Origin of the sequence: Pseudomonas sp. 11/12A (genome assembly GCF_000800055.1) — a bacterium.
Lineage (GTDB): Bacteria > Pseudomonadota > Gammaproteobacteria > Pseudomonadales > Pseudomonadaceae > Aquipseudomonas > Aquipseudomonas mohnii.
Window position 1 is genome coordinate 1,791,102 of record NZ_JUGV01000001.1, and the last position, 13,079, is coordinate 1,804,180.

Consider the following 13,079-nt stretch of genomic DNA (forward strand, 5'->3'; position numbering starts at 1 on the left):
CAATCGCATTTCCCACAGAACGAAAACGACGGCCTTTTTCCTAAGTGATCAGGTGAAATTGTTTTCTGGCTTCCAGCGCCAGATTTATTTTTCCTTTTGCTCTAGACACGCTCATCCGGCTCGTCGAGTGAAATACGCTGACGTAAACTCTCGCCATTTGACTAGCAATGTGCTCATGATAGTGGCTTTAGAGCAAGCGGAGCGCGCAGGCGAAGGCCGAAGGCGCGAGGTTGGAAGCCCGTCAGGGGCAAGACGGGCGGGTACCGCCGAGGCTCGATTTACGACAGCCGTCCCGACAGGGCGCGCAAAAAAATTTTCAGCTTTTCAACTTGCGTAATTGTGGCTAGCTGCAGCCGTTGCTGCAGTATTCGGATGTCACGACACCCCGCACATACCCTGTCTCTCCAGTCATTTCCGGTCAACTTTTGGCAGGGGGGCATTCAACTGCTCCCGCTTCAACCCATGTATCACTGCATTATGAATAAAGCGTCGGGCCATCTCTGCCATCGCCTGAACTTCGTTCTTGAGCTGCCTGATCTCCTCCTGCTGCCTTGCAATCGTCTCCGCAGCAGCCGTAAGACTCTTCGGTTTCGGAATGCTCGCAAGCTTGTCCCGATGAGACGTGATCGCCGCTTTCCGAACCTTGTAGGCATTAATAACTGCCGGCTTATCCGCAAAAGCCTGGCGGCTCGGAACAAAGTCCAGCACCGATTCAGACGCTTTGCAGATATCATCCCAGGTCAGCTTCTGCTTGATCGGCCAATCCCTGATAATCGCCACAATGGCTTTGAGTTCCTTGGGTGTAAAAGCGCGGGGCATATCAGTTACCACTCATCATTTCTTGAAGGCATAGCTGCAGATCTTCATCGTCGATACCGCTAAGAACGCTGCCAGAATTGTTCGTTAGCTCAGCTTTCGGCTGCTTATTAAGCATGATCCGCTTCGCATGCGTGAAATCTTTGCCCACCATTTGTACCGGACTGCCGTCCGGAATGTTGGGGTCTTCGTGCATGGCCACAATCTGGTTCAGACGTTCCAGGTAGCGAGTATGCGTTTCCACCCAACGCGTTGCCGGGCGATTACCCGCCTCGATCTCTTTCATTGTTGCCGCAAGGTTTTCTGCTACATGATCTCGCTCAACCTTTACAGCTGCCAATGAATTTTTGTGCCCTTTACAATGCAACAAGTCAGAACAATTCAAGCAATCGCCCGATTTCTGACATGGACTAATTGTCCAAGGGTGCGTACAGATACCGTACCGCGTTGAGATAATCGGCCCCTTGTTGAGGATGTTGTATTCGGCAGCAGTGATGGGCTTAGGGGTGACGTCTTTCACGGGAATCACATCAGCGCTATACATCTCAGCTTTGCGCATCGGATCTTGGTGAATATAGTCACGCGTCTGCTTAACCGATGCACGCCCGCTCCATTTGGTAATGGTCTCAATCCCAACCCCAGCTTCTTTCGCTGCGGTATTCAGGAAATGCCGTAACTGGTGCGACCGGAGAGAAAGGCTTGGATAGCCGTGCTTTGTGAAGAAAGAGGGATAAGTCTTGCCATTGGTTGTAGCTACCCGATCCGGGCTCACACGTGTTGAATAGTAGTGCTGGTTCGCTGGTGTGAGCAGCACTGGGCTGGTTGCCAGACTCTGGCTGATCTGAAGCTTGAGGAAACACAATAAAGACTCAGACATTTTTGGTGGCTTGGTAATATGAAGCTCAGGATCAACTTGATATGGGAAGAAAGGGTTAAGCTTCATATTGTAGGCCCGAACAATCTCCCACAATGAATTCAACGTCCAGCCCTCGAGTTTGTATGACCCCGACATGTGTTTCATCACCTGCTCGGTCGATTTTTCCGTTCGACGACCAAGCGCTGAGATTACTTCATTTTTTGTTAAAATCTGATCGGCATGTACGGCAGGTACGCCAGGATGAGGGTAGAATTTAGTAGAGCCGTTCTCGAGATACAAAGCGAGTTTGCGCCCTGGCTCCGTAATGGCTGTCAAGCGCCTGAATGCCTCTTTGCAATGCTCCACCATGGTGGCTGGAACGCCTTTTGTCACGATTTTTTTATTCTTCGTGGAGTAGTAATGCAGATACCATTGCGTATCACCATTTTTATCTTTTTCAGATTTCATCGAATCTAATCTAAGCCTTAGCTTCTCGGCAATTCGCATCGGTACTGACAGCAGTATTGCGGTAATACTTGTGATGAAAACCGCCTCATCATCGAGATCGTCACTGTGGTAACCGCGCGAGAAAATTTCGGCCAGCGCTAATAAGGCCTCGTCGTCGGGAAGCGATTGTTTGACAGGCTTTGTGCTTTCCGCTTGCGAGTGATTGCTAAACGGGGATTCCCAGTACTTGATCGAGTGCGGAGAAATATTCTGGTCAGCAACAAGCCTTGCCAAGGTTCTTACAGCGACGGCTGTGACATGGTGGCTTTTATTCCGTTGCTTTATGATTTCAACTGCTTTATCAAGATGTCGTTCGGACAATCGGGTGATATCAGCATGGCCGTCAACTAAAGTCAGTGCGGCACCAATAATTTGTACAGCAAGGTAGTCAATCCGAAATGCCTTGGCAGGATCACCTTTTCGGGTGTTGACTATGTAAGCTTTAGCAAATTCCATAAAATCAGGATCGAACTGCTGATCACGAGTTGGCAGCTTTGATGCCTGTAGTTTTACTCCGTAAGTCATAAAACGTAAGTTGCCGCGCGGTGTATGCCATACATCTGAATTCCAGTCGAAGCCAGGGTGGTTTTTCCAGATTGGGCTTACGTACTTTGCTAAGTGGATGTAGCTCTGCAGGTGTTTCTGGCAAGCGATCTGGCTTTTGGACTGAAAGTCAATTGGATTGGACATGCTGTTTACTTGGCCTTGGGTTTCTTTTTTGTATCGATGGAGTTGTTGCCTTCATCGAGGTGCAGTTGAGTTTCTTGTGCGGCTGATCTCAGCTCTTGTTTGCGAGCATCGCAAAGCTTTATGACTAGCTTGACTGCGGCAATATCTTTATCCAGTTGGAGAGGAACTAGGATCCGTCGACTTTTACTTGGTAAATGGATATTATTCTCTTCCTCTTGTCGCTCGATCAACCTCAGCAGCACTTCTTCGTGAGGAGCGTCGACCCACGGTTGAAATTTCGCGCAACGGTAACAGGGGATTGGAACCGACGCATTGCAGTATCCGTGCTCTCCGCAAGTGCCCACGCTGTGATGACCGTCCAATTCAATGCGACTGGCAGGATTGTTTCCGCGAACTGCATCAGACTCTTTATCCCTTAATGTTCCGGAAAATGCCTGAGCGAGAGGGGCAAGTATCACTTGCATTTCAAGATCTAGCAGCCGAGCATCTTCTGCCGGGTCGTCATAATAGTGATCGAGGGAGGTGTTTTCATTGTGGCCTAACCAGTATTGTAAGGTTACACGAGGTACACCCAAGCGTGCGAGCTGTCGAGCACGTGTATACCTCATGCGATAGGCAAACTCACGTACCGGCTTTCCAGTGCGGAGAGAAACAACTGTGGATCCTGAAACTCTTTTCAATGCTCTAGCAATCGCTGTGCTGCTTAGATGGAATACAGCGCTCGACAGACCGATTGGAAACGTACCAATACTCAATTTTTTCAACCATCTCATACCAGACTGAAGAAAAGGAAGTTCATTGCACTCAGCTTCAGTAAGTTCGCGTTGAAAATGTTTTTCATGATCGGCGATGGTACTATCAATTTGTAGCATGCAAAGGTTCCACAGGTCATCGCCCAGTGGATGAATTTCGAATTTTGAGCCTCGAAACCAATCTTCGGCACTCCTATCCTTGGAGCCTGGAAAAGCCACACGCTTCCCAGTAAGACCTTCAGTTTCTCCATCTGAAAGGAAGTCACATACTTTAAGATTAGCAAGCTGGATTCCTCGTTTGCCGTATTGTCCCATCAACAGCAGTGCTGACGTATCTCGCAGGTTGACTTTTCCAGACTCGTAGTCTAGCCAGTAGGTGTCGATTAGATCGTCATATTCCTGAGCTGTATACCAGCCCTCTGTGGGATCATCTGAAGTAATCCGTTTACGACTCCGCAAACCCGGGGCCTTTAAGGCGGTTACAATGCTAAATGTTTCTGCGTCAAGGCCCGGATAGCCCAATCTATACCATGTTTTTAGAATGGATGTGAAGGCATGATTAGTATCTGGAGACACCCGTTTAATCAATTGCCGATAGGAGCTAGGAGTAAATTCCTTAACCGAGTTTATTTTAATGGCTTGTGCGATTCTGTTAGTGTAGTTGCCCAAAGTCACAGGTGCACGTAAATTGTTGATGGCAATTGCTTCTAGTGTGGATTTGAATCCAAGCACAGTTTGGCTGTCCATCTCCAGAATACTTTTAATATCAACTGTTCGCTTATCCGCAATAGTGACGCTCGTGTCCGAGAATTGGACGCGGTAAGAATTATTTGACGGGAGTTCATTGCGATCAAAACTCGTCAGAATTTCGATATCTTCGCTCGGTATGTCAAGACGATCGATAGCTTGTGTTGCGTTTCTTGTCGCGTTATTGTTCAAAATCATAAATACTCTTGCGATGTATTGTATTTACTGACGATTCAGAGCGGGATGCTGGTGGGCACCTTAGTGCTCCGCGATATCTGCTTTGGTGCAGAAAACTCTGGACACGCGATCGTTGTCCGCGACCCAAACAACGGCCGATTTCACTGCCCATAGCGACTACTGCCTGAGCGTTTCCGGTCAGCTTTGCTTCTTGCTGTATCCGAAGCTACATAAACGCCTGTTTCGTTCGCCGATTGTTGAATGTGACGCAAGTCATAGTCGCGCGCCGACGACGATCCTTCGACCCATCCCATCCAGTGCTCGCGCTCCTGCCGAGTTTTTGTGTCGCTGTAACCCAATTTTTCGCAGTGCAGAGAAAACCTGTAGTTCCAATGGTGTCGAAGCAGGTGAGGGTGCAGCCCCTTGAGCCTCTTGTCTCGCTTGATGATTACGGCCAGTGCAGACCGAAACGTCGTAATCTCGATCTCCCGGCCCTGATTCTCGCCCCGTTTGTGGTTCACAAAAATGAACGACTCGTCCTTAAAATCTACGTTTGGGATATCTGCTCGATAACTTCCCAGATACTCAAACATCATCTTCTCAAGCTGCTCCGATATTTTGAGGATCCGACCCAAGGTCTTCGCCACTGGTTGATTCATGCGACGATCGAACTCGTCATCATGGTTGCGACGGATTCTGATGTACGCGCTTTCGCCACCAGAAGCCGGGATGAAGTCCGTATAGCGGAGGCTAAGCAACTCGCCCAATCTCATGCCTGTGTCGTACAGGATGCGCAGGGCTAGCGCATTGCGAAAGAAAATTGCTCGTTTGAAAAGAGATGCAAGCTCGTTTGGTTTGCTGAGGCTAGGCTGATCTTCTGACTCAGCTCCAGAATTGCTCTTGATGAGTTCGTCAGCACTCTCGAACAGCTGCAAGAGCGCCTCATCTGCGGGGTCACTGATCCTCTTGGCGATACGCTCCCTTTTCGCTTTGGACGTTGAACCGCCTTTATTCTTGCGCTCTTGCAGGTTGGTCTGAAGACGTTCAATCAGCTTCGCGTTCTCTGAGGCGTTCGAGTCAGTGATCCAGTGGCCGAACAACCATCCAAAATAGACTTTTAGGATGTCGAGCGAGTAGTTGATCCGAGCCCCTTTGATAGCAGTGCCGTCGCGCTTTTTGGTGTTCGCCGACATCGCTTGGACAAGGGATTCGACCTCCGGCACGGTCAATAGCTTCTTGGTCGCGAACCTGTAGTCAAGATCGATCTTTTGCCGGGCGGCCCATTCGTACAGTCTTTTCAAGACAAATAGGGTGCTGCGTTGTGAACCAGCTGTTCTGCTCGCCATTCGCATGGTGATGAATGCAGTTGGATAGAACAGCGGGAAGGCATCCCCCCCTAAGTCTATTAGCAGCGAGAAGCGGCTACCGTCTCGCGCTTTGTAGTCTCTCACCCTCATTGCCATCGTGTTTACACTTCCAGTCGGAGTTTCAGTAAGCGAATTATAGTTTTTACAAAAATGATCATCAATCATGTACAAAAAATGATGTTAATACACTGTTTTTGCTGGTTAAAAATAGCAAAAAGATGTCTTTACACTGCGTGCAGTATGAAGTACTCGCTGCTGGAGAAGGAAGGGCGCGTCTACTCGTTGGCCAAATCCGGTTATTACGCAATGCCGGTGCCTTCCATCAGCACGCTCTACAGTGGCGACGACCTGCTGGAAATGGTCTACAGCAATGCGCGACGCCCTGGCACGCTGAACCTGAGCGCCGACGAGCCCGCATCGCTACAGTCACTCGACAGCCCGTTGTTACTGTTGGAAAGAGAGCTGCTGCGCCAATATCCACGCCAGCCGCAACCGTCGTCACAACCCTGTGGCGAACTGGAATTGCGCACCGCCCTGGCCGCGCGCTACACCTCATCGCCGGTGCGGTGCTGGCACGCCGATGATGTTTACATCGGCGCCGATCTTCGGGGCGTGCTGGAAATCCTGATCACCGTGTTGTGCCTCAGGGACGCCACGGTAGTGGTCGAGTCGCCGTGCGACTGGGCGCTGTTGCGCTTGCTTCAGGAGGCGTGCGTGCGGGTGATCGAATGGCCGGTGCTGGCTGACGGCGAGCTGGATATCCAGCGTCTGAAGGATCTGCTCGAAACCGAATCGGTGCGGTTGGTCATGGTGTCCTCCGGCCTGAACATGCCCCGAGGCAGCCGGGCCCCGAATCACAACCGCCAAGCCGTCGCGCAACTGCTGGAGCTGTATGACTGCCAGGTTCTGGAAAACGATTGTCACGGTGAACTGGGTTTCGAACCGGAGGGCGTGCGCTTTCGCGACCTGTTGCCTGTCGAGCGATTGATCGTGTTTTCCACCTTCGAAAAAATTATCGGCCCCGAAGCGCCCTACGGTTATCTGCTTTCACGCCATCTGAGAGACGAGTTGCAGCGGCATTTTCTGTTGCGCACCTTCCGTCTTTCGCCGATCCGCCAGAAAGCCATTGCCCGTCTATACGGCAATGGACGCGTGGATCAGCATCTACAGGTACTGCGACGGCGGCTCAAGGACAGCAAGACGCAGATGACCCAGCTGCTGCAGGAGCGGATGGGCGATGCGTTGCAGTTCGTCGAGCCGCACGGTGGTGCAACCATCTGGGTGAACTCGTCGCGCCGGGTCGATGTGCGCCGGGTTTTTCAACGCCTGCTCAAGCATCAGGTGGTGATTGCGCCAGGAGAGCTGTTCAGCCTCCAGGGGCTGCACGCACAACATCTGCGTTTGAGCCACACCTTTGGTGGCGAACAGGACCTGGCGCAAGCGCTGGGCTTGCTGGGGGACGCTTTGCGCCTGGAAGCGATCGAGTGAGCAGGGCGGCAAAACATCAGCCACACTGATGGATCGATCCCATCGCACTATGGTCAAACTGCCAGTAAACTGCGCTCCTATCCCTGAACCACTCTATTCCAGAGGTTTTGCATGACACTCAGTCCTTTTGCGGGTAAACCGGCACCGGCAGAACTGTTGGTCGACATCCCGCGACTGGTAACGGCTTATTACACGGGCCAGCCTGACGCCTCGATCTCCACCCAGCGCGTCGCCTTCGGCACGTCCGGGCACCGGGGCAGCTCGTTCGACCTGAGTTTCAACGAATGGCACGTCCTGGCGATCAGCCAGGCGATCTGCCTGTATCGCGAAGCCCAAGGCATCGATGGCCCGCTGTTTGTCGGCATCGACACCCACGCGCTCTCCACCCCGGCCGGTGCCAGCGCCCTTGAAGTGCTCGCCGCCAATGGCGTGACGGTAATGATCGCCGAAGGCGACGAATACACGCCGACCCCGGCGATTTCCCACGCGATTCTCTGCTACAACCGCGGACGCACTTCGGGGCTTGCCGACGGTATCGTCATCACGCCGTCCCACAACCCACCGCAAAGCGGTGGCTACAAATACAACCCGACCAATGGTGGCCCGGCCGATACGCACATCACCAAGTGGATCGAAGCCAAGGCCAACGAGCTGCTGGCCAACAAGCTGGCCGGCGTCAAGCGCATCAGTTACGAACAGGCACTGAAGGCCAGCACCACCCATCGTCATGACTACCTCAATACCTATGTCGCCGATCTGATCAACGTGATTGACTTCGATGCCATCCGCGACGCCAAGCTGCGTCTGGGTGTCGATCCGCTGGGTGGAGCAGGGGTGCGCTACTGGTCGGCGATTGCCGAACACTACCGTCTGGACCTGGAGGTGGTGAACAAACAGGTCGATTCGACCTTCCGCTTCATGACCGTCGACTGGGACGGCCAGATTCGCATGGACCCATCGTCCAGCTACGCGATGCAGGGCCTGATCGGCCTGAAAGAACGTTTCGATGTGGCCTTCGCGTGCGATCCGGATCACGACCGCCATGGCATCGTCACGCCGTCCGGCGGCCTGCTGGCGCCGAACAATTACCTCGCGGTCTCGATCGACTACCTGTTCCAGAACCGCCCGCTATGGCGTGCCGATGCCGCCGTGGGTAAAACCGTGGTCAGCAGTGGCTTGATCGATCGCGTGGCCAAGCGCCTGGGCCGTCGCCTGTACGAAGTGCCGGTTGGTTTCAAATGGTTTGCCGATGGTCTGTTCGACGGTTCTCTGGGCTTTGGCGGCGAAGAAAGCGCCGGTGCCTCGTTCCTGCGCAAGGACGGTGGCGTCTGGAGCACCGACAAGGATGGCCTGATCCCGGCCCTGTTGGCGGCAGAAATGACTGCTCGCACGGGTCGCGATCCAAGCCAGGCCTACCGTGCCTTGACCGATGAACTGGGCGAACCGTTCTCGGTGCGGGTCGATGCCAAGGCCAACCCGGAACAGAAAGCCCTGTTGAGCAAGCTGTCGCCGGCGCAGGTGACTTCCACCGAACTGGCGGGCGAGGCGATCCAGAGCATCCTCAGCCACGCTCCGGGGAACGACCAGGCCATCGGCGGCCTGAAGGTCATGACCGAGAACGGCTGGTTCGCGGCACGTCCGTCGGGCACGGAAGACATCTACAAGATCTACGCGGAAAGCTTTGTCAGCGACGAACACCTCAAGCAATTGGTGGCCGAAGCTCAAACGTTGGTGGATGGCGCCATCTCCGCCAAGTGATTGAGGGACCTGTGGTGAGGGGGAATGCCCCCTCACCACAAATGGACAGGTAGAAAATAAAAAAGGGGCAACCATCACGGTCGCCCCTTTTTTTGCCCGGCGTTTACTGGATCAAGCCAGATCCACCAACACGATTTCGCTGTCCTCGATGGCCGTTACCCGCAATACGGATTCTTGCGCGACCGCAACACCGTCTCGAGCTTGCGCGCGTAACCCATTGATTTCAATGATCCCAGTTGCCGGCACCAGGTAGGCGCGACGACCGTTCTCCAGGTGATATTCAGCGGTTTCGCCGGCCTTGAGGTTGGCCGCCACCAGCCGTGCATCGGCACGGATGCGCAAGCTTTGATCGTCGCCAACCTTGCCGCTGGCCAGGGTCACGAAACCTTCACGCTGGCCTTTAGGGAACGGCTTGGCGCCCCAGGACGGCGCCAGGCCGGATTCGTTGGGAATGATCCAGATCTGGAAGATCTTGGTCGGCGTCGCCTCCAGGTTGTACTCGCTGTGGGCAATCCCGGTGCCGGCGCTCATGACCTGTACGTCACCGGCTTCAGTGCGGCCCTTATTGCCAAGGTTGTCCTGGTGGGTAATGGCCCCTTCACGGACATAGGTGATGATTTCCATGTCGCGATGTGGATGTTGCGGGAAACCGGTGCCAGGGGCGATTACGTCGTCGTTCCAGACCCTCAGGTTGCCCCAGTTCATGCGTTTGGGGTCATGGTACTCGGCGAACGAAAAATGGTGATGGGCATCCAACCAGCCGTGGTGAGCGCCACCGAGCGAGTTAAAAGGTCTGAGTTCAAGCATGATCGTCTCCTGAAAGGTTCGTCATGGGGCGGCAGGCCTGGGCCATGAAGCGAGACCGGTGGTTGATGACGGGCATCATCCATCAGGCAAGCATCGATAAAAAGCGTAAAAAATGCCGCATAACAATCGAAATGGCTGATAAGTTCGACCCTCAAAACATTCTCATCTCACCTTCAGTTCATCGCATAAGCTAATGAGTCATAAGCAATTCACTAGAACTCGACGGCAAATGCAGACACCATAGCCCTCAACAGCCTCACACCCTGGAGTCCGTCCGCGTGCCGCAACACACCCCCGATCTTCCGCCTGAACTACGTCCTCTGGCCGAGATGCCGCTGCTCAAGCGCCTGGCCGCCCGATTCTTTGGTCACGGCTTGACGCGGTTGCGCGCGCAACACCGAGCATCCTGGCTGCACGGTCAGGCTGACGGCTTCCGCAGCGGGCACATGGCGGGAGTGGATTACGGCTATAAGGAAGGCAAGCTCGAAGGCTTGGAAGAGGGGCGACAGGTCCTGCTGATTCGCGACTCGCGCTCGACCGAACATCGTCCCCCCACTATCGACGATCACTTGTTCGACGATTGGCGTTTGCCGCTGAACGCCGAGGTGAAGAAGCGCATGAAGGCCGATGTCGCGCGACTGCTTGCGCCTCATGCCCAGCCCAGCGCGGCCCAGTGGAAAATGATCTTCAGCGACACACCGACCACTTCGGTGATCGCCGGCGCGGGCGCGGGCAAGTCGACGACCCTGGTGCTGCGGATCGTGCTGCTGAGCCATTATCTGGGCTTCGAGCTGAGCTCGATGACCGTGGTGACCTTCACCCGAGAGTCACGCAAGGACTTCATCAACAAGTTGATCGAACTGTTTGCTCTCTGGGGGCGTTCGCTCACCTTCAAGGACGCTCGCGATCTGGTACGGACCTTCCACTCGCGGATCCTGCCGATGGTCCGCAGTTTGCCAGGCTTCGAACGCCTGCAAGCCTTTGAGAACCTCAGTCATCGTGCACAAAACGGCGAGGAGGACGCTGACAGCAATCCATTTGACCTGCGCATCAATGACGCCCAGCGCCAGCAACTGAACGCCTGTTTTCATGCCTTGCATACGCGCGACGAGCGTTTTCGCGAATTGATCAAGCCGCTGTCGCGCCACGCCCTGCAGCTCAAGGAGCTGGAGCGTGATCACCCTGATGTGCAAAAACGCATGGCGGTGACCGAACTGGCTGCCAAGCGTGACGAAGAACTGTGCGACACGGTGGAAGACTTGTGGTTCAGGGCGCGCGCCTGGCCGATCAAAGGCATTGAGCCGAATCGCCAGACCTTCGAGATCAACGGCTCGACTTTCCATTGCCATGGCTACATTCCGTCCCTGGACGCCTGGGTGATGCTGGGCTTCGATCCTGGGGAAAACCCCCAGGTCAGCCGTCCGAACGCCAAATTGACGGTTCGTGCGGAATGGGCAGTAAAGCGCACACTGTTTCAAGCTTTCTGTCGTAAACCATTGATTTGGCTAGATAGTTACGAATCATCCAAACGTGTGTTGGCCTCGTTGGCCGGTGACGCCAGTGCCGGGCCGGGTTTTGATTACAAGGTCAAGGGTGAGCTTGCTTCCGCGCCGTTGCTGGACTGCTTTGTCGCCGCAGCCGGGTTTATCGAGAACCTCGGCCTGGATGTGCCGAACGCAGTCAGCCAGATGAGCTTTGCCAAGGACGACCCGGACCGGTTTTTCTTCGAGGCATTGAGTCTGTACTGGCGTGCGCTGGAAGACCATTTGCTCGACCAGAAACCGCCGATCATGACCTACAACCGAATGTTTGCCTTGTTCAGCGAACATTCCCCGGAAAACCTGAAACTGCTCAGCGATGAGCTGCTGCGACCCTTGTCACATTTAATGATCGACGAATTTCAGGACGTATCGCCGCAAATTGTCTCCTGGATTCGCGCCAGCCTGGCCGAGATCCGCCGTCGTGGGCCGGCCATGCATGTGGGGCGCGGAGCGCAGCGCTCGTCCTTGCTCTGCGTGGGAGACGACTGGCAGTCGATCTACGGTTGGCGCGGTAGCTCACCGAGCTATTTCATGGAGTTCAACAAGGAATTCTCGTCGCCAGGCACCACCAGGGTCATGCTCAGCGACAACTATCGTAGTCACCAACACATCATCGACGCCGCCGAACACATCGTTCGTGCCGCGCCAGCGATTCCGGGCAAGAAGGCCAAGGCCAGCGGCGAGCCCAAGGACTTGTGGCCCGTCCAGGTGCTTGATCGTGATGACCAGGCCATGGCGGCGTGTCTCATGGAGCACTACCGCAAGGGTGATTCAATCTTGATGCTTTATCGAAAAAGTAGCGATAAGTCATTGATAGAAAAGCATATTCAGTCTGTAGTTAATGTTGATTCTAGCTTGCCGTATGAAACTCGGCGTCTCAAGCAACTGACCTACCACAGCGCCAAGGGCTTGCAGGCTGATGCCGTATTCCTGCTCGGCGACTGTCAGCATCTGACCAGCTCACCGTACAAGAATCAGGTCTACCGCATGGCGGGCCTGGGCAAGGCCGGCGACAGCGAGCCCTATGACAACGCGCAGAAAGACGAAATCCTGCGGTTGGCATATGTCGGCATTACCCGGGCCGTCAGTCATTGTTACTGGTACGTCGATGCCCAGGATACCCAAGCGGTGAATATGCCCAAGGCATCCGATCGCATCGGCAAGGGCAAGGCGTTTTTTGCCGATCATCGGGCTGCAAGTTCTGCGACTTGAAGTCCCGCCCAACAAAAAGCCCACGTAAAGTGGGCTTTTGTGTTTTTTCGACCTTCAGGCATAACTTCTGAGGGCCACCGGGGGAATGAACGTTTCGAGCTCATCCTCCACGGCTTCGATTATTCGCTCTACATCGGCTGCATTCATGACCGTTGCACAAGGAATACCGGCAATGGCGATCATGGTCTCGCCAGTGGCGCGATCGAACAGACGGGCAATCATGCTGCCCGGGGCGTCCATGCTCGCCTCAAAACCCATGGGATGAAAATGCCAGCGCATCAGCTGACAGGCGTTTGGAAACGTAACCTTACTGAACCCTTTATTCATATGTTGCCCGCCTTCTTCATCGAGCGCTTCCATT

At 54.2% G+C, this 13,079-nt stretch carries 8 protein-coding genes and 1 pseudogene; 3 read left to right on the plus strand and 6 right to left on the minus strand.

All coding sequences use genetic code 11. The annotated features are described in order from the left end of the window. Positions 1-408: 408 nt before the first annotated feature. From GQ39_RS08405 to GQ39_RS30955, 4 genes are all read right to left on the minus strand, one after another. Positions 409-819, minus strand: a complete 411-nt coding sequence (locus GQ39_RS08405; RefSeq protein WP_047528814.1) for a hypothetical protein — start codon at positions 817-819, stop codon at positions 409-411. Between the two features lies 1 nt (position 820). After that, positions 821-2,869, minus strand: coding sequence for a hypothetical protein (locus tag GQ39_RS08410; RefSeq protein ID WP_047528816.1), 2,049 nt, complete (start codon positions 2,867-2,869; stop codon positions 821-823). A gap of 5 nt (positions 2,870-2,874) precedes the next feature. After that, a complete protein-coding gene (locus tag GQ39_RS32315; RefSeq protein ID WP_152613980.1) occupies positions 2,875-4,566 on the minus strand; it encodes a hypothetical protein in 1,692 nt (563 codons plus the stop codon). Positions 4,567-4,706: 140 nt separating this feature from the next. Next, positions 4,707-6,077, minus strand: coding sequence for a site-specific integrase (locus GQ39_RS30955; RefSeq protein WP_081997874.1), 1,371 nt, complete (start codon positions 6,075-6,077; stop codon positions 4,707-4,709). A gap of 81 nt (positions 6,078-6,158) precedes the next feature. Here GQ39_RS30955 and GQ39_RS08430 point away from each other — a divergent pair. Both GQ39_RS08430 and pgm read left to right on the plus strand, forming a co-directional pair. Beyond that, positions 6,159-7,400 (plus strand): annotated as a pseudogene (locus GQ39_RS08430) (aminotransferase class I/II-fold pyridoxal phosphate-dependent enzyme); the annotation flags it as partial. Positions 7,401-7,511: 111 nt separating this feature from the next. Further along, positions 7,512-9,158 (plus strand): phosphoglucomutase (alpha-D-glucose-1,6-bisphosphate-dependent), encoded by a 1,647-nt coding sequence (gene pgm / locus GQ39_RS08435; protein ID WP_047528822.1) that lies wholly within the window; start codon positions 7,512-7,514, stop codon positions 9,156-9,158. Between the two features lie 111 nt (positions 9,159-9,269). On the opposite strand, the gene GQ39_RS08440 is transcribed toward pgm, so the two are convergent. Next, positions 9,270-9,965 carry a pirin family protein gene (locus GQ39_RS08440; RefSeq protein ID WP_047528824.1) on the minus strand — a complete coding sequence of 232 codons (696 nt, stop codon included), beginning with the start codon at positions 9,963-9,965 and terminating at the stop codon, positions 9,270-9,272. A gap of 278 nt (positions 9,966-10,243) precedes the next feature. Here GQ39_RS08440 and GQ39_RS08445 point away from each other — a divergent pair, with 278 nt between their 5' ends. Continuing rightward, a complete protein-coding gene (locus GQ39_RS08445) occupies positions 10,244-12,718 on the plus strand; it encodes a UvrD-helicase domain-containing protein (protein ID WP_047528826.1) in 2,475 nt (824 codons plus the stop codon). Between the two features lie 54 nt (positions 12,719-12,772). Here the strand turns inward: GQ39_RS08445 and GQ39_RS08450 are convergent, their stop codons facing one another. Further along, positions 12,773-13,045 (minus strand): DUF1652 domain-containing protein, encoded by a 273-nt coding sequence (locus GQ39_RS08450; protein ID WP_047538622.1) that lies wholly within the window; start codon positions 13,043-13,045, stop codon positions 12,773-12,775. Positions 13,046-13,079: the final 34 nt, after the last annotated feature.